The organism is Streptomyces sp. NBC_00425 (assembly GCF_036030735.1).
Lineage (GTDB): Bacteria > Actinomycetota > Actinomycetes > Streptomycetales > Streptomycetaceae > Streptomyces.
The window spans coordinates 1895357-1912805 of the sequence record NZ_CP107928.1; the positions used below are offsets into that span (position 1 = coordinate 1895357).

The 17449-nt window shown below is 72.4% G+C and carries 13 protein-coding genes; 10 read left to right on the top strand and 3 right to left on the bottom strand.

Annotated features, from left to right (window positions below):
- The first annotated feature begins 10 nt into the window (after positions 1–10).
- From OHS82_RS07770 to OHS82_RS07800, 7 genes are all read left to right on the top strand, one after another.
- Positions 11–1477, top strand: a complete 1467-nt coding sequence (locus OHS82_RS07770; RefSeq protein ID WP_057582461.1) for an aldehyde dehydrogenase — start codon at positions 11–13, stop codon at positions 1475–1477.
- A complete protein-coding gene (locus tag OHS82_RS07775) occupies positions 1470–2450 on the top strand; it encodes a 3,4-dihydroxyphenylacetate 2,3-dioxygenase (RefSeq protein ID WP_242433363.1) in 981 nt (326 codons plus the stop codon). The genes OHS82_RS07770 and OHS82_RS07775 overlap by 8 nt, the downstream gene beginning before the upstream one ends.
- A 10-nt stretch (positions 2451–2460) precedes the next feature.
- Positions 2461–3306 carry a fumarylacetoacetate hydrolase family protein gene (locus OHS82_RS07780; RefSeq protein ID WP_057582460.1) on the top strand — a complete coding sequence of 282 codons (846 nt, stop codon included), beginning with the start codon at positions 2461–2463 and terminating at the stop codon, positions 3304–3306.
- 44 nt (positions 3307–3350) lie between these two features.
- Positions 3351–4022 carry a TetR/AcrR family transcriptional regulator gene (locus tag OHS82_RS07785; protein WP_057582459.1) on the top strand — a complete coding sequence of 224 codons (672 nt, stop codon included), beginning with the start codon at positions 3351–3353 and terminating at the stop codon, positions 4020–4022.
- A 312-nt stretch (positions 4023–4334) separates the two neighbouring features.
- Positions 4335–5792: an APC family permease gene (locus tag OHS82_RS07790; protein ID WP_057582458.1), complete on the top strand. Its 1458-nt coding sequence runs from the start codon at positions 4335–4337 to the stop codon at positions 5790–5792.
- A gap of 273 nt (positions 5793–6065) precedes the next feature.
- Positions 6066–7556, top strand: coding sequence for an aldehyde dehydrogenase (locus OHS82_RS07795; RefSeq protein WP_328433588.1), 1491 nt, complete (start codon positions 6066–6068; stop codon positions 7554–7556).
- Positions 7557–7567: 11 nt separating this feature from the next.
- On the top strand, positions 7568–8287 hold the full coding sequence (locus tag OHS82_RS07800; RefSeq protein ID WP_328433589.1) for a gamma-glutamyl-gamma-aminobutyrate hydrolase family protein: 720 nt from the start codon (positions 7568–7570) through the stop codon (positions 8285–8287).
- Positions 8288–8391: 104 nt separating this feature from the next.
- Here OHS82_RS07800 and OHS82_RS07805 read toward each other — a convergent pair whose 3' ends face one another.
- The gene (locus tag OHS82_RS07805) at positions 8392–10272 is read right to left on the bottom strand and encodes an ABC transporter ATP-binding protein (protein WP_107105326.1); all 1881 of its coding nucleotides are present in this window, start codon (positions 10270–10272) and stop codon (positions 8392–8394) included.
- Between the two features lie 243 nt (positions 10273–10515).
- On the opposite strand from OHS82_RS07805, the gene OHS82_RS07810 reads away from it, so the two are divergent.
- Together OHS82_RS07810 and OHS82_RS07815 are read left to right on the top strand one after the other, a co-directional pair.
- Complete coding sequence (locus tag OHS82_RS07810) at positions 10516–11481, top strand: lysylphosphatidylglycerol synthase transmembrane domain-containing protein (protein WP_328433590.1); 966 nt, start codon at positions 10516–10518, stop codon at positions 11479–11481.
- A gap of 396 nt (positions 11482–11877) precedes the next feature.
- Positions 11878–12975 (top strand): mechanosensitive ion channel family protein, encoded by a 1098-nt coding sequence (locus tag OHS82_RS07815; RefSeq protein ID WP_057582452.1) that lies wholly within the window; start codon positions 11878–11880, stop codon positions 12973–12975.
- Positions 12976–12990: 15 nt separating this feature from the next.
- Here OHS82_RS07815 and OHS82_RS07820 read toward each other — a convergent pair whose 3' ends face one another.
- Positions 12991–14532, bottom strand: a complete 1542-nt coding sequence (locus tag OHS82_RS07820) for a M1 family metallopeptidase (RefSeq protein WP_057582451.1) — start codon at positions 14530–14532, stop codon at positions 12991–12993.
- 208 nt (positions 14533–14740) lie between these two features.
- Between OHS82_RS07820 and OHS82_RS07825 the strand changes: the two genes are divergently transcribed.
- Positions 14741–16960, top strand: a complete 2220-nt coding sequence (locus OHS82_RS07825) for an NADP-dependent isocitrate dehydrogenase (RefSeq protein ID WP_057582450.1) — start codon at positions 14741–14743, stop codon at positions 16958–16960.
- Between the two features lie 92 nt (positions 16961–17052).
- Here the strand turns inward: OHS82_RS07825 and OHS82_RS07830 are convergent, their stop codons facing one another.
- A complete protein-coding gene (locus OHS82_RS07830) occupies positions 17053–17394 on the bottom strand; it encodes a DUF5713 family protein (protein WP_057582449.1) in 342 nt (113 codons plus the stop codon).
- Positions 17395–17449: the final 55 nt, after the last annotated feature.

Consider the following 17449-nt stretch of genomic DNA (forward strand, 5'->3'; position numbering starts at 1 on the left):
GGAGACCGGCATGATCGAGCACACCCTCACGGTGGCCGGGGTCACCGTGGACGCACGGCACTGGATCGGCGGTGAACGCGTCGCCTCCGCCGAGACGTTCACCGACGTCTCGCCCATCGACGGCCGCGCGATCGGCGAGATCGCGCGCGGCACCCCGGCTCAGGCCGCCGCCGCCGTGGCCGCCGCCAAGGCCGCCTTCCCCGCCTGGGCGGCCACCCCGCGCGCCGAACGCGCCCGCATCCTGCACGCCGTCGCCGACGGCGTGGAGAAGCGGCTCGAGGAGCTGGCGATCGTCGAGACCACCGACAACGGCGCCCTGCTGCGCTCGCACCGCCGCGGGGTGATGCCCCGGGTGGCGCACAACTTCCGCTTCTTCGCCGACTGGCTGCTGAAGCTGGAGCACGAGGACTTCGACACCCGGGGCCACACCAACCACGTCTCCTGGGACCCGGCGGGCCCGAGTGTGCTGATCACCCCGTGGAACGCGCCGCTCATGCTCGCCACCTGGAAGGTCGCCCCGGCCCTCGCGGCCGGCAACACCGTGGTCCTCAAGCCCGCCGAGTGGTCCCCGCTGACCGCGTCCCTGCTCGCGGACATCGCCGCCGAGGCGGGGCTGCCGGCCGGGGTGCTGAACGTGGTCCAGGGCTACGGCTCCGAGATCGGCGACGCGCTCACCTCCCACCCGGACGTCCGCCGCATCAGCTTCACCGGTTCCGTCCCGACGGCCCGGCGGATCGCCGCGTCGGCCGCCGCCCACCTCACCCCGCTCAGCCTGGAACTCGGCGGCAAGTCACCGCTGCTGGTGTTCGCCGACGCCGACCTCGACCTCGCCGTCGACCTCGCGGTGGAGCAGTACGACAACGCCGGCCAGGTGTGCCTGGCCGCCACCCGGTTCCTGGTCGAGGAACCGGTCGCCGAGGAGTTCACCCGGCGGTTCGTGGAGAAGGCCGGGCAGCTCACGCAGGGCGATCCCCGCGACGAGGCCACCGACATCGGGCCCAGCATCCACCCCCGTCAGCTGGAGAAGATCGACGGGTTCGTGCGGCGGGCGCTGGACGCCGGGGCCCGCGCGGTCGTCGGCGGGCACCGCAAGGACGGCCGGTACTACGCGCCGACGCTGCTCACCGACGTGGCCCAGGACTCGGAGATCGTCCAGGAAGAGGTCTTCGGCCCCGTCCTCACGCTGCAGACCTTCACCACCGAGGACGAAGCCGTCCGGCTCGCCAACGACACCCGCTTCGGCCTGGCGGCCACCCTCGCCACCGGCGACCGTGAGCGCGCCGAACGCGTCACGGCACGACTGGTCGCGGGCACGGTCTGGGTCAACTGCTTCTTCGTCCGCGACCTCCGGGCGCCCTTCGGCGGCTCCCGCCGGTCCGGCGTCGGGCGCGAGGGCGGCTCCTGGAGCTTCGACTTCTACTGCGACCTGAAGAACACCGTGACCGCGCCGAACGGATGGAGCCGGGACCATGGGTGAGATCGTCGGGGCGGGGCTGCTCGCCCACGTCCCCACCATCGTGCTTCCTGAAGCCGAACGGCGGGAGCTCAACCAGGGCAAGGAGATCACCCTCGTCACCGGGCTGCGGCAGCTGCGCGAGGACGTCTTCGCCCGCGACGACTACGACACCGTCGTCGTCCTCGACTCGCACTGGGCGACGACCGTCGAGTTCGTCGTCACCGCCCAGCGGCGCCGCGCCGGGCTGTTCACCTCCGAGGAGCTGCCGCGCGGCATGTGCCGGATGCCGTACGACTTCCCTGGAGATCCCGAACTCGCCGAGAACATCGAGAAGTTCGCGGACCGGCACGGCACCTGGATCACCGCGATCGAGGACGTCCACCTGCCGGTCTACTACGCGACGATCAACCTGTGGAAGTTCCTCGGCGAGGGGCTGCCCGACAAACGGTGGGTGACCATCGGGGTGTGCCAGACCGGTGACATGGAGGACCATCTGCGGCTCGGCCGCGCGCTGGCCGACGGCATCGCCGCCACCCCCGGCCGCCGTGTCCTGCTCATCGCGTCCGGCGCCCTCTCGCACACCTTCTGGCCACTGCGCGAACTGCGCGACCACGAGTCCAGCGACCCGGTGCACATCCGTACGCCCGAGGCGCGCGAGGCCGACCACGAGCGCATCGCCTGGTTCAAGGAGGGCCGTCACGACAAGGTCCTCGACACGATGGACGAGTTCTGGAAGTACCGGCCCGAGGCGAAGTTCTTCCACTACCTGATGATGGCCGGCGCCCTGGGCGAGCAGGCCTGCGTCGCGACCGCCCGTCAGTACGGCGAGTACGAGAACTCCATCGGCACGGGCCAGGTGCACCTCTGGTTCGACCGCCCGTCCGACGGCTGGACCGGCGCCGGCCCGGCGCCGGCGGACCTGGCCCACACGCCGCCCGGCAGCCTCCCGAACAGCAGTCCCGCGCCCCGCCGCACCCCGCACAGCCGCCCCTAGGAGCCCCGCCATGCCCGAGTACCGCCGCATCCTCCTCGACGGCGCCGCCGTCCAGGTCACCGTCGACGGGGACGAACTCGTCGCCGGCGACGGCCGCCGCGTCAGAACCGAAGAGGCGCAGCACCTGCCGCCGGTCGTGCCGTCGAAGGTGATCGCCGTCCATCTCAACCACCGCAGCCGCGTCGACGAGTTCGGGATCGACCTCCCGGCCACCCCCACCTACTTCCACAAGCCGACCTCCTCCCTCAACTCCCACCGGGGCGCGATCGTCCGCCCGGAGGGCTGCAGGTGGCTCAACTACGAGGGCGAGGTCGCCATCGTGATCGGCAGGACCGCGCGCAACATCTCGCCCGCCGAAGCAGGGGAGTTCATCGCGGGGTACACCGTCGCCAACGACTACGGTCTGCACGACTTCCGCGACACCGACGCCGGCTCCATGCTCCGGGTGAAGGGCTCCGACACCCTGTGCCCGCTCGGGCCGGGACTGGTCACCGACTGGGACTTCCACGGCAAGCGGCTGCGCACGTACGTCAACGGCGAGGTCGTGCAGGACGGTTCGACCGACGAGATGCAGTGGGACATGCACTACCTCGTCGCCGACATCGCGCGCACCATCACCCTGTACCCGGGAGACGTGCTGCTGTCGGGCACCCCGGCCAACTCGCGGCCCGTGCGGCCCGGCGACGTCGTCGAGGTGGAGGTCGAGGGCCTCGGACGGCTCACCAACCACATCGTGACCGGCCCGACCGCGGTGCGCTCCGACGTCGGCGCCCAGCCGACCGAGTCCGAGGAGGTGCTGTCCACCGCCCTCGGCGGCGACTGGGAGTTCCGCGGCGTCCGCCCACCCAGGCGGTGACACCCGCGAGGGCCGCTGCCGGGCCGGCGGGTAGGGTCACCGGCATGACCGACTCCGCGGACGCCCCGACGGGCCGCCGGCCGAGGAAGCGCCTGAACTACGGCGAGGGGCGCGAGGCCCTGCTGAACGCCGCCGTGCGCGTGGTGGCGCGGGGCGGTCTGCGCAGGCTCACCTACCGGGCCGTCGCCGAGGAGGCCGGGGTCACCCACGGTCTGGTCGTGCACCACTTCGGTTCCCGCGACGCGCTGATCGAGGCGGCCCTCGCCCACACCATCCGCACCTCGCTGAGCACCAGCGCGCTCGAGCCGGGCACCGGCGAGATCGCCGACTTCTCGACGGGGCTCTCCGAGATGGTCACGGCGGATCCGGGCACCCAGGCGTTCCAGTACGAGCTGCTGCTGGAGTCCCGCCGCAGGCCCGAGCTGCTGCCGCAGATCCGCGAGCTGTACGACGAGTACTTCGACGCCAGCCGGCGCGAACTGGGCCGGATGCTGCCCGCCGGCGCGGACGAGGCGCTGGCCCGGCTGGTCTTCGCCGCCCTCGACGGGCTGGTGCTGCACCAGCTCGTCCTCGGCGAGCCCGACGTCACGGACGCCGCTCTGGAGCAGCTGCGCTCGCTGCTGAGGCTCCTCGCCGCCGCCGGCGGCCGCGACGACGGCCTCGGCCACGCCCACGCGGAGCCCTCCGGCCGCGTGCAGCACTCCGACCGCCCGTAGCCCTCCGACCGCCCGTAGCCCTCCGAGCGCGCGCAGCACTCCGACCGCGCATGGTCGTCTGAACCCGTACGACCTTCCGACCTGCACGTTCCCCTGTCCCGGCACCGGACGACCGGCGTCGGGCGTCCGGCGACGGCGGTCGTCGGCGTACGCCCGGAGCGGACGGTCCCGGCCGGATGCCGGGACGTCCGGCGCCGGGGCGGAAATCTTTCCGCAGAGCCTTGCCAAACGGATAGTTCGCGACCACCATGAGGCAACTCGTTTGGCTCAAAACAAACTCCCATCCCTTCCCGTCCCCGACAGGTGATCCGAGTGGACAGTCAGACGGCGGTCGCCCCGCACTCCCCGCACGACGCAAGCACGACAGGCAGGCTCAAGCCCGATTCCCTCGGCGTTCTGGGCATCCTGTTCTTCGTCCTCTCCGCCCAGGCCCCGCTGACCGGCATCGCCGGGGCCGTCCCCATCGCCGTCGCCATCGGCAACGGAGCGGGCGCGCCCGCCGCGTACCTCGCCGCCGGCGTCATGGTCCTGCTGTTCTCCATCGGCTTCGTCGCCATGGGCCGCCACGTGGTGGACGCCGGCGCCTTCTACACGTACATCGGCAAGGGCCTCGGCCGCTCGGCCGGCTCCGGCAGCGCCGCTGTCGCCCTCTTCGCCTACTGCGCCATCCAGGCCGCCATGTACGGGCTCTACGGCGCGACGGTCGGCGGTCTCGTCGCGTACTACACCGACGTGCACCTCGCGTGGTGGGTCTGGACGCTGCTCACCATGGCGGTCGTCCAGGTCCTCGGCGCGGCCGGGATCGAGATGGGCGCGAAGCTGCTGGCCGTCTTCGTCCTAGCGGAGTTCAGCATCCTCATCGTGTTCGCCCTCGTGACCTTCTTCAAGGGCGGCGGCCCCGAGGGCCTCGGCTTCGGCGAGAGCTTCTCGCCGCACGCCGCGCTCCAGGGCGCGCCCGGCGTGGCGCTGATGTTCGCCGTGGCGTCGATGTTCGGCTTCGAGGCCACCGCCATCTACGGCGAGGAGGCGCGGGAGCCCCGCAGGACCGTGCCGCGCGCCACCTATCTGTCGGTCGCGGTGGTCACCGGCTTCTTCGCCTTCACCTCGTGGATGCTGGTCTCGGCGCACGGCGCGTCCGCGGCGACGGCGCAGGCGGGCAAGGCGCTGGAGTCCGGTGACGCGACCTCGTGGGTCTTCGCGCCGATCACCGCGCTGTTCGGCTCCTGGGCCGGTGACGTGCTGCCCGTCCTGCTGGCCACCTCGCTGTTCGCCGGCATCCTGGCGTTCCACAACTCCGCCAACCGCTATCTGTTCTCCCTCGGCCGTGAGGGGCTGCTGCCGCACCGGCTGACCAGGCTCAACCGGCGCCACTCCCCCTGGGCGGCAGGCACCGTGCAGACGGTGATCGCGGCGGCGCTGGTCGTCCCGTTCGCGCTGCTCGGCAAGGACCCGGTGCTGACGCTGTTCTCCTGGTTCAGCGGAGTCGCCGTCCTGGCGATGATGCTCCTGTACTTCCTGACGTCCCTCTCCGTGGTCGTCTTCTTCCGCCGTTCCCGCGCCGACACCCGGCTGTGGAACACCCTGGTCGCACCGGTGCTGGGCGCGCTCGGCATCGCGGGCGCCATCTGGCTGATCATCGAGAACTTCACCACGCTCATCGGGGGCGACCGGGCCACGGCCGTCTGGCTCCAGCTGACCGTGCCGGTGGTGCTGGTCCTCGGGCTGTGCGCGGCACGGCTGACCCGGTCCAGGCACGCCGCCACCGGCTGACCCCCGGCGTTCCGTGAACGGCCGGCGGCGGCCTCACTCCCCGGACGCCGCCGTCGGCCCCCGGATCACAGGCGGCGATCACGGGCCACGGAACCGATGCCGCGCACACCACCACAGGCCACTGCAGGCCACTGCAGGCCACTGCAGGCCACTGCAGGCCACTGCAGGCCACTGCAGGCCACTGCAGGCCACTGCAGGCCACTGCAGGCCACTGCAGGCCACTGCAGGCCACTGCAGGCCACTGCAGGCCACGAAGAGAACAGGAGAGCCGAGATGCCGGCCCTCACCCATGACGATCTGCTGCGCCGCGCCGAGGAGTTGCGGCTGCCGGCCCAGCACCACATCGACGGGGCGGACGAACCGGGTTCGGGCGCCGCGTTCACCGTCGTCTCACCCCGCGACGGGCAGGTCCTCGGCGAGGTCGCCGACGCGCAGGGCGCCGAGGTCGACCTGGCCGTGGCCGCCGCCCGCCGGGCCTTCGACTCCGGGCCCTGGCCGCGGCTCGCGCCCGCCGAACGGGGCCGCGTCCTGCTGCGCGTGGCCGAACTGCTCGCGGAGCAGCGGGAGAAGCTCGCCCTGACGATCAGCCTGGAGATGGGCAAGCCGTTCACGGACGCGTACGGGATCGAGCTCCGCGCGGCGATCGACACCTTCCGCTGGTACGGGCAGTTGGCGGACAAGCTGACCGACGAGTCGCCGCACGCCGCCCCGGACGCCCTGGCACTGGTCACCCGGGAGCCGGCCGGCGTCGTGGGCGCCGTCGTGCCGTGGAACTTCCCGCTGACGCTGGCGAGCTGGAAGATCGCGCCGGCGCTGGCGGCGGGCTGCACGGTCGTGCTCAAGCCGTCGGAGAGCTCACCGCTGTCCGCCCTGATGCTGGGGCGGATCGCGACCGAGGCGGGACTGCCGCCGGGCGTGCTCAACGTCGTCGCCGGGGACGGCCCGACGGCCGGCCGGGCGCTGGGCCTGCACCCCGACGTGGACGTGCTGGCGTTCACCGGCTCCACGGCGGTCGGCCGTCACTTCCTGCGCTACGCCGCCGACTCCAATCTCAAGCGCGTCTGGCTGGAACTGGGCGGCAAGTCGCCGAACATCATCCTCCCCGACGCCCCCGACCTGGAGCAGGCCGCCGCCACCGCCGCCTGGGGCATCTTCTTCAACCAGGGCGAGATGTGCACCGCCCCCTCCCGGCTGCTGGTGCACTCCTCGATCGCCGAACGCGTCACCGAGGCGATCGTCGCCCGGGCCGGTGAACTGCGGGTCGGCGACCCCCTGGACCCGGCGACCGAGATGGGCGCACTGGTGGGCGAGGGTCACCTGGAGCGCGTCCTCGAGCACATCGGCGCCGGCGTGGGCCAGGGCGCACGGCTGCGGGCCGGCGGCGGCCGGACCCTGACCGGCACGGGCGGCAGCTACGTGCACCCCACCGTCTTCGACCAGGTGGACCCGGGCATGCGCCTGGCCCGCGAGGAGATCTTCGGCCCGGTGCTCTCGGTGCTGACCTTCGACGACGTGGAGGAGGCGGTGCGGCTGGCCAACGCCACCGAGTACGGCCTCGCCGCCGGCCTGTGGACCTCCGACCTGTCCACCGCCCACCGGGTCGCGCGCGCCCTCAGAGCCGGGACGGTGTGGGTCAACTGCTACGAGGAGGGCGACCTGACCGTCCCCTTCGGCGGCATGAAGCAGTCGGGCAACGGACGCGACAAGTCCGCGCACGCGCTGGAGAAGTACACCGAACTCAAGACCACCTGGATCCAGCTGTGACGGATCCGGCTGTGACGACTGCCCCGCGCCCCCTCGTCGCGATCCCCGCCCGCTTCAGCGCGACCACGTCCGCGCTGCGCTACGCCGCCGAGGTCAACGCCCGGGCCCTCGTCGAGGCCGTCTGGCGGGCCGGCGGCGAACCGGTCGGCGTCCATCCCGCCGACCAGGACGAGCGGGACGTCGCCGCCCGCCTCGCCCGCTTCGACGGCGTCCTGCTCCCCGGCGGCGGCGACCTCGCCCCGCACCGCTACGGCGCCGCCGACACCCACCGCAGCGTCTACGACGTGGACGAGCTGCAGGACGCCTTCGATCTGCGGGTCGCCCGTACCGCACTGGACCTGGGTCTGCCGCTGCTGGCGATCTGCCGCGGCCTGCAGGTCGTCAACGTCGCGCTCGGCGGTTCCCTGGAGCAGGACATGGGCGGCCCGGAGGGCGAACACCGGCATGTCGTGCACCCGGTGGCGGTGCGGAGCGGCTCGCTGCTGGAGCGGGCCGCCGGCGCCGGGAAGGTCGACGCCTCCTGCTATCACCACCAGCGGGTGGACCGCACCGGCGGGGGCCTCACGGTCACCGCGCGCGCCGCCGACGGCACCGTGGAGGGCCTCGAACTCCCCGGCGCCCAGGGATGGTTCACGGCCGTGCAGTGGCACCCCGAGGACACCGCCCACGAGGACCCCGCGCAGCAGGGCCTCTTCGACGCCCTCGTCCGGGCCGCCCGCGACGGCCGCTGACGCCGCGCCCGGCGCCCGTCGGCCCGGGCCGCCCGCGCCACGCGGCAGCCGCCCCCGGGCCGGACCCGGGGGCGGCTGCCGCACGCCGTCGCCTCACCGCCGTGTCACAGGACGACCGCCTCGGTCGCGGCGGGCTCGTCGAACTGGGTCCGGTACAGCTCCGCGTACCGTCCGCCGGCCGCCAGCAGTTGCTCGTGGTCGCCGCGCTCCACGACCCGGCCGGACTCGACGACGAGGATCAGGTCGGCGGCGCGGACGGTGGACAGCCGGTGCGCGATGACGACGGCCGTACGGTCGGCCAGCGCCTCGGCGAGGGCCTCCTGGACGGCCGCCTCGGAGGTGTTGTCGAGGTGGGCGGTGGCCTCGTCGAGGATGACGACGCGCTGGCCGGCCAGCAGCAGCCGGGCGATGGTCATGCGCTGGCGTTCGCCGCCGGAGAGCCGGTAGCCGCGTTCGCCGACGACGGTGTCGAGACCGTCGGGCAGGGAGCGCACGAGGTCGTCGAGGCGGGAGCGGCGCAGCGCGTCCCACAGGTCGTCCTCGGTGGCCGACGGGCGGGCGAGCAGGAGGTTGGCCCGAACGGTGTCGTGGAACAGGTGACCGTCCTGGGTGACCATGCCGAGGGTCGCCCGCAGGGTGCTCGCGCTCAGGTCGCGCACGTCCACGCCGCCGATGCGGACGGCGCCCTCGTCGACGTCGTAGAGGCGCGGCAGGAGTTGGGCGATCGTCGACTTGCCGGCGCCGGAGGAGCCGACGAGGGCGATGGTCTGCCCCGGGTCGGCGCGGAAGGAGACGCCGTGCAGGACCTCGGCGCCGCCGCGGGAGTCCAGGACGGCGACCTCCTCCAGGGAGGCGAGGGAGACCTTGTCGGCGGACGGGTAGCCGAAACGGACGTCGTCGAACTCGACGGAGACCGGCCCCTCGGGCACCTCGCGGGCGTCCGGCTTCTCCTCGATCAGCGGCTTCAGGTCGAGCACCTCGAAGACCCGCTCGAAGCTGACCAGGGCGCTCATCGCCTCGACCCGGGCCCCGGCGAGCGAGGTGAGCGGGGCGTAGAGGCGGGTCAGCAGCAGGGCGAGGGCGACGACGGCGCCCGGTTCGAGGGAGCCCTTCAGCGCGAGGTGGCCGCCGAGGCCGTAGACCAGGGCGAGGGCCAGCGCGGAGACGAGGGTCAGGGCGGTCATGAACACCGACTGGGCGGTGGCCGTGCGGACGCCGATGTCGCGCACCCGGGCCGCGCGGGCCGCGAACTCGGCCGACTCCTCCTCGGGGCGGCCGAACAGTTTGACCAGCGTGGCGCCGGGGGCGGAGAACCGCTCGGTCATCCGGGTGCCCATCGACGCGTTGAGCGCGGCCGCCTCCCGCTGCATGCCGGCCATCCGCCTGCCCATCCGCCGCGCCGGGATCACGAACACCGGCAGCAGGACCAGCGCGAGGAGCGTGACCTGCCAGGAGAGGGTGAGCATGACGGCGAGGGTGAGCACCAGGGTGACCAGGTTGGAGACCACTCCGGAGAGCGTGTTGCTGAAGGCGCGCTGCGCTCCGATGACGTCGTTGTTGAGTCGGGAGACGAGCGCTCCCGTACGGGTACGTGTGAAGAACGCGACCGGCATCCGCTGCACATGATCGAACACGGCCGTGCGCAGATCGAGGATGAGTCCCTCCCCGAGCGTCGCCGACAGCCTCCTGCCCAGGACGCCGAGCGCCGCCTCCAGCACCGCGATGCCCGCGATGAGCAGCGCCAGCCGCACGACGGTGCCCGGGTCGCCGTGCGACACGATCGCGTCGACGACCTTCCCCGCGAGGACGGGGGTGGCGACGGCCAGCAGCGCGGTCAGCACCCCCAGCACGACGAACAGGGCGATGCGGCGGCGGTGCGGTCGGGCGAACGCGCCGATGCGGCGCAGTGTCGCACGGTCGAAGGGGCGGCGTTCCTGTTGGCTGTTCATGACGCTGTACAGCTGCGTCATGGCGATCGCGTCCATGCTCATGGGACCGACCGTAGAACCTCAAGCATTATTGAGGTCAAGTCCTTTCCGACGTCCACCCGCAGGAACGTCTCCGACACCGTCGGGGGCGACGACACGAAAGCCATCTGCCCGAAGGCCCCCGGCACAGGCGCCCCCCGCACGACGCCCCCGAACACGAAGGCCCCGATGACCGTGAGCAATGTTCCGTCCACGCTGGTGAAACCGGCGGTTGGCCCCGTTCGGGAACCCTCGACAGGTGTGACAGCGGTTCCTCTCGCCCCCGGCGGAGCGGCCCGGCGGCTGCCGGTGCGTCAGCTCCTGTGTCTGCTTCCGCTCCTGCTGGTCACCGTGGTCGCGGTGCGGCACCGGTCGGTACTCGCCGACGGAGTCGCGCAGTTGCGCGGCGCCGAGTGGCCCTGGCTGCTGGCCGCGGTCGGCGCGACCTGTCTGACCTGGGTGGCGGCGGCCGTCACCCGGCAGGGCGCGGTCGTGCAGCGGCTGCCCGGACGGCGGCTGCTGGCTGCGCAGTTCGCGGCGGGCGCGGCCAACCACCTGCTGCCGACGGGGCTGGGCGCGAGCGCGGTCAACCTGCGGTTCATGTCGGTGTGCGGGGTGCCGCTGGCCCGTTCCTCGGCGGCCCTCGCGCTGTATCTGCTGGCGGAGGGCGTGGCCCGGGTGGGCCTGCTGACCGCGCTGCTGCTCGCCTTCCCGGACGCGCTGCGGCTCGGCCCCCTGCTGCCTGGCGGCTCGTTCGGCCCGCTGCTCGCCGCCCTCGCGACGGTGGCGCTGGTCGCGGCGGGCGCGCTCGCCTGCGTGCGACGGCTGCGGTCGGCGGTGTGCTCGTTCCTGCGGACCGCGCTCGGCGAGGCGCGTTCGGTGCACTCCCGGCCCGCCCGGGCGCTCGCGCTGTGGGGCGGCTCGCTGGCGTTCCCGCTGCTGCAGGCGGCCGGCTTCGCCGCCGTGGGGCAGGCGTTGCACCTGCCGGTGCCCGCGGCGCACATGGCGGTGGCGTACGTGGCGGCCACGGTGGCCGTCGCGCTGGTGCCGACGCCCGGCGGGATCGGCTCGGTGGAGGCGGCGCTGGTGGTGGCGCTGGTGGCGGCGGGCGGGCCGGTGGCGGTCGCCACCGCCGTGGTCCTCGGCTACCGCATCATCACCGTGTGGCTGCCGTTGGTGCCGGGCGCGCTGACGCTCGCGGCACTGGTACGCATGAAGATCGTCTGATCCGGTCGCCGACGTCGGCCTGCCGCACGCCCGCGCCCGCCGTCGCGGCTCCGACGCGTCGGCGCGCCGGGGCGTTTTCGGCCGTCCGTGACCACGGGCCCGTCCCGCTACCCCCGGCTCCGCACGGCTGCTCGCTGCTCCTCACCGCTGCTCAGGGCTGCTCACGGCCCGGCCGCATGCCTCGGCCCGAGCGGCGCGATGCGGCCGCAGCGACCGGATCCTGCGGTACGAACTGCCGTGCCGGATACGGCAGGATGAGCGGTCGCGCCCCCGGTGCCCGACCGGGCGGGGGCGCCATCGCACATCCCGGAACCGAACAGGTGACATCGTGACGAGACTTCACATCCGGCCGTCGGCGGCCGCGTCGGCCGCGGATCGACTTCCCGGAGGTGACCGGTGAACCGCGCACTGACCCTCGACGACGGCGTCCTCGCCGGAATCGCCCTGGCCACCGGTCTGTTGACGGCCTTTCTGTCGCGCACCGTGCTGCGCTGGCTGGCGAAGCACGCCAAGCGCACCAAGTGGAGCGGCGACGACGTCGTCGTGGACGCGCTGCGCACCGTCGTGCCGTGGGCGGCGATCGCCGGCGGCGCGGCGGCCGCGGCCGCGGTGCTGCCGCTGACCAAGGCGGTCCAGCACACCGTCAACCAGTGTCTGACGGTGCTGCTGATCTTCGTGGTGACGGTGTCGGCGGCGCGGGTCGTCGCCGGACTGGTGCAGACGGTGACGTCGTCGCGCTCGGGAGTCGCCGGGTCGGCCACCATCTTCGTGAACATCACCCGGATCCTGGTCCTGGCGATCGGCTTCCTGGTGATGCTGCAGACGCTGGGCATCTCCATAGCGCCCCTGCTCACCGCTCTCGGCGTCGGTGGTCTGGCGGTCGCGCTCGCGCTGCAGGACACCCTCGCGAACCTGTTCGCGGGCATCCACATCCTCGCCTCCAAGACCGTCCAGCGCGGTGACTACATCAAGCTGAGCAGCGGTGAGGAGGGCTACGTCGAGGACATCAACTGGCGTCAGACGACCGTGCGCGCGCTCTCCAACAACCTGGTCGTCATCCCCAACGGCCAGCTCGCGAAGACGAACATGACCAACTACATGCGTCCCGAGCAGCAGTTGACGGTCCTGGTGCAGGTAGGGGTGGCCTACGACAGCGATCTGGAGCAGGTGGAGCGGGTGACGTCGGAGGTCATCGCGGAGGTCATGACGGGAGTGGACGGCGCCCTGCCCGACCACGAGCCCGCGATCCGCTTCCACACCTTCGGCGACTCGCGGATCGGCTTCACCGTGATCCTGGGCGTCGGCGAGTTCAGCGACCAGTACCGGATCAAGCACGAGTTCATCAAGCGGCTGCACCGCCGCTACCGCGAGGAGGGCATCCGGATCCCGGCGCCGGCCCGCACGGTGGCGTTGCAGTCGGGCGCCGTCGTCATCCCGCAGCAGCGGACCGGCGACGGGGTCGTGCAGGGCGAGATGCCCGCCCTGCACGACTGACGGCGCTCACTCGGGTCAGAGCGTGGCCGAGTTCTCGTGCCACCGCGCGTCCGCCCGCCGGCGCGGCGCGGTGAGGGACGGCGGCACCGGGGTGACCGTCCAGTCGGGGTGACCGGGCATCCTCGGGGTCGTCGTGCCGTACAGCCAGTCGCGCAGGAAGCCGGAGACGTCCTGCCCGCCGACGTGGGAGGCGACGGCCATGTAGTCCTCCGTCGACGCCGAGGAGTCGCGGTAGCGGGCCAGGAAGGCCCGCTCGACCGCGTGGAAGGCGTCCTCGCCGATGAGCTGGCGCAGCGCGTACAGCACGAGGACGCCGCCCAGGTAGCGCTGGCTGTCGAAGAGGTTGGCCGCGTTCGGCGCGGCGACCGGACCGGAGGACTTCCGCCACTGGTCGCCGCGCGCGTAGGTGTCCTTCATCCGGGCCTCGAAGGTGGTCAGGCCCAGGGAGTCCGCCCAGCCGCGCTCGTAGCGGTAGAGCAGTCCGTAGAAGTCGGCGTGGCCCTCGTTGATCCACAGGTCTGCCCAGGTGGCGGGGCTGACGCTGTTGCCGAAGTAGGAGTGGACCAGCTCGTGCATCATGTGCGAGCCGATCTTCGGCTCCGCCTGCAGCAGGAAGTTGGGCTTGTAGAGGGTGAGGGTCTGGGTCTCGAGGCCGGTGAAGTCGAAGGCGTTCGGGGCGTCGGAGTTGCAGGGCAGCAGTCCGTACGTCTCGAAGGGGTAGGCGCCCAGCCGCGCCTCGAGCCACTCGACCAGGCCCGGGGTGAGGGCGAGCGCCGGCTCCAGGGCCTCGGCGCGGGCGACCGGCACGACATCGCGCAGACGCAGCCCGTGCGGCCCCTGGCGCTCCTTGACGACGTAGTCGCCGACCGTGATCTGCACCAGTTCGGTGGCGATCGGCGAGCGGGAGCGGTAGGTGTACGCGGTCCGGTCGCCGGCCAGGTCCTCGGTGCACACCAGCGAGCCGTTCGCGACGGCGCGCAGGGCGGCCGGCACGGTGATGCGGAAGGTGAAGTCCGCCTTGTCCGACGGGTGGTCGTTGCAGGGGAACACGGTGTGCGCGGAGTCGGGCTGGGGGCATATCGCGAACCCGTCCGGGGTGGGGACCCAGGCGGTGTGCGCGAGGGTGCGCCGCGGGTCGGCCGTGTACGTCACGCACACCGTGACGCGCTGCCGGGCGCGCAGCGGCCGGGCGGGCGTGATCCGCAGCTTCTCGTCCGCCTGCTCGAAGGCGGCGGTGCGGCCGTCGACCCGGACGGTGCGTATGTCGAGGCCGAGGGAGTCGAGGGAGAGTCGGGTGAGGGCCTGGGTGGTGCGCAGGTCCAGGGTGGCGGTGGCGTCGACGAGGGTGGTCGTCGCGTCGTAGGCGACGTCGAGGTGGTAGGCGGTGACGCGGTAGCCGCCGTTGCCCAGGTTCGGGAAGACGGGGTCCGCGAGCGTCTCGGGGGCGGGGGCGTCGTCGGGCTTCCCGTCCGCGTGAGCCGCGGTTCCCCCGGCCAGGACTGCTGCCGTGCCGATCAGGGCGGCCGCCGGGGCCGTCACTCTGCTGCGATATCTCATGGTCCGCTTTCGCTCGGGCGGCCGGGTGGTCGGTCCGGCCGTCGGATCAGGTCGAGGATCTACCTGGTTGACCGCGGAAACGGCCGTTTCGGTTGCATCCGGCGGGCACCTGGGCCGTCCCGGATGTGAGGAGACCCCTGTCGAGCCGAACCCGAGCACGAGATATCTTGATGTCGAGCAATGTTGCAGACGTGGAGCGGAGCACCCGGTGACTGACTCGACCATCATCTATACGCACACTGACGAGGCCCCGGCCCTGGCGACGTATTCCTTCCTGCCGGTGGTCCAGGCGTACGCCTCGCAGGCGGGTGTCGCGGTCCAGACGCGGGACATCTCGCTGGCCGGACGCATCATCGCCCAGTTCCCGGAGTACCTGACCGAGGACCAGCGGATCCCGGACGCGCTGACCGAGCTCGGCGAGCTGGCGAAGACGCCCGAGGCCAACATCATCAAGCTGCCGAACATCTCGGCGTCGATCCCGCAGCTCAAGGCCGCGGTCGCCGAGCTGCAGGCCCAGGGCTACGCGCTGCCGGCCTACCCGGACGACCCGAAGACCGACGAGGAGCGGGACGTACAGGCCCGCTACGACAAGGTCAAGGGCTCGGCCGTGAACCCGGTCCTGCGCGAGGGCAACTCCGACCGCCGCGCGCCCGCGTCGGTCAAGAACTACGCCAAGACCCACCCGCACCGCATGGGCGCCTGGTCGTCGGAGTCCAAGACCAACGTCGCGACCATGGGCGAGAACGACTTCCGCTCCACCGAGAAGTCCGTGGTGATCTCCGAGGCCGGTTCGGTGCGGATCGAGCTGGTCGCCGAGGACGGCTCCACCACGGTCCTGCGCGAGTCGGTGCCGGTCCTCGAGGGCGAGGTCGTCGACGCCTCCGTGATGCGCGTGGCCGCGCTGCGCGAGTTCCTCACCGCGCAGATCGCCCGCGCCAAGGCCGAGGGCGTGCTGTTCTCGGTGCACCTGAAGGCCACGATGATGAAGGTCTCCGACCCGATCGTCTTCGGTCACGTGGTGCGCGCGTTCTTCCCGAAGACCTTCGCGCAGTACGGCGCGACGCTGGCCGCGGCCGGCCTCTCCCCCAACGACGGCCTCGGCGGCATCCTCAAGGGCCTGGAGGCCCTGCCCGAGGGCGACGCGGTCAAGGCCTCCTTCGAGGCCGAGCTCGCCGAGGGCCCGGCCCTGGCGATGGTCGACTCCGACAAGGGCATCACCAACCTGCACGTGCCGTCCGACGTCATCGTCGACGCGTCGATGCCGGCCATGATCCGCACCTCGGGCCACATGTGGGGCCCGGACGGCCAGGAGGCCGACACCCTCGCGGTCCTGCCGGACTCCTCCTACTCCGGCGTCTACCAGGCCGTGCTCGACGACTGCCGCGCGCACGGCGCGTACGACCCGTCGACCATGGGCTCCGTCCCGAACGTCGGCCTCATGGCGCAGAAGGCCGAGGAGTACGGCTCGCACGACAAGACCTTCGAGATCAAGGCCGCCGGCACGGTCCGTCTGGTCGACGGGGCCGGCAACGTCCTCATCGAACAGCCGGTCGCCGAGGGCGACGTCTTCCGCGCCTGCCAGACCAAGGACGCGCCGATCCGGGACTGGGTGAAGCTGGCCGTCACCCGCGCCCGCGCCACCGGCGACCCGGCCGTGTTCTGGCTGGACGAGACCCGCGCGCACGACGCCAACCTCATCGCCAAGGTCGACGCCTACCTCGCGGACCACGACACCGAGGGCCTGGACATCCGCGTCCTCGCCCCGGTCGACGCCACCAAGCTGTCGGTGGAGCGCATCCGCCGCGGCGAGAACACCATCTCGGTGACCGGCAACGTGCTGCGCGACTACCTGACCGACCTCTTCCCCATCCTGGAGCTGGGCACCAGCGCCAAGATGCTGTCGGTCGTCCCGCTGATGGCGGGCGGCGGCCTGTTCGAGACGGGCGCCGGCGGCTCCGCGCCCAAGCACGTCCAGCAGCTGGTCAAGGAGAACTACCTGCGCTGGGACTCGCTCGGCGAGTTCTTCGCGCTCGTGCCCTCCCTCGAGCAGTTCGCGACGGCCACCGGCAACACCCGCGCCAAGGTCCTCGCCGACGCCCTCGACCGCGCCACGGCGACCTTCCTCAACGAGGACAAGTCCCCGACCCGTCGCGTCGGCGGCATCGACAACCGCGGCAGCCACTTCTTCCTGTCCCTGTACTGGGCGCAGGAGCTGGCCGCGCAGACCGAGGACTCGGACCTGGCGAAGGTGTTCGCGCCGCTCGCCGAGACGCTGGCCGCGGCCGAGCAGACGATCGTCGGCGAGCTGATCGCCGCGCAGGGCGAGCCGGCCGACATCGGCGGCTACTACCAGCCCGACCCGGCCAAGGCTGCGGCGGTCATGCGCCCGTCGGCCACCTGGAACGAGGCCCTCGCCTCGCTGAGCTGACGCACGCGGCCCGGCGCCGCACCCGTACGGCACCACCGCGCCCCGACCGGCACCGACCGGCCGGGGCGCGGCGCGTCCGCCGCGGCCCTGGGTCACCAGTCCCGGGTGGCGATCAGCTCCTCCACGTCGGCGTCCGCGAAGCCGTAGGACCGGGCGACGAACCGGAAGTCCCCGGCTATCTCCTCCCGGGCCACGGTCTCGATGTCGCTGCCGGCCTCCCAGAAGGCGTCCTGCAGGGCGTTGAACTCCTCGGTGGCGGCGTGGGTGAGGGCGTACAGCGCGTCGAGTCCGGCGGGCCGCTCGGCCTCGACGCGCTCGCACAGCCGCAGCAGGATCTCCCTGCCCCGGTCCACCAGGTGATCCGGGTAATAGCCGTCCCGGTACAGCGCCTTCAGGAACGCGTGCTCTGCCACCTGCTCGTTCGTCGCCGCCATGCCGCTCCCCCGCTCGGTTGCCCGCCATGCTGTGACGGCGTCTCCGATCATGCAC

Coding starts and splice junctions, on each gene's coding strand:
- OHS82_RS07785 (WP_057582459.1), top strand. CDS start 3,351: ATGACCGACTCCGCGGACGCCCCGACGGGCCGCCGGCCGAGGAAGCGC.
- OHS82_RS07820 (WP_057582451.1), bottom strand. CDS start 14,532: ATGAGATATCGCAGCAGAGTGACGGCCCCGGCGGCCGCCCTGATCGGC.
- OHS82_RS07775 (WP_242433363.1), top strand. CDS start 1,470: ATGGGTGAGATCGTCGGGGCGGGGCTGCTCGCCCACGTCCCCACCATC.
- OHS82_RS07780 (WP_057582460.1), top strand. CDS start 2,461: ATGCCCGAGTACCGCCGCATCCTCCTCGACGGCGCCGCCGTCCAGGTC.
- OHS82_RS07805 (WP_107105326.1), bottom strand. CDS start 10,272: ATGGACGCGATCGCCATGACGCAGCTGTACAGCGTCATGAACAGCCAA.
- OHS82_RS07770 (WP_057582461.1), top strand. CDS start 11: ATGATCGAGCACACCCTCACGGTGGCCGGGGTCACCGTGGACGCACGG.
- OHS82_RS07830 (WP_057582449.1), bottom strand. CDS start 17,394: ATGGCGGCGACGAACGAGCAGGTGGCAGAGCACGCGTTCCTGAAGGCG.
- OHS82_RS07795 (WP_328433588.1), top strand. CDS start 6,066: ATGCCGGCCCTCACCCATGACGATCTGCTGCGCCGCGCCGAGGAGTTG.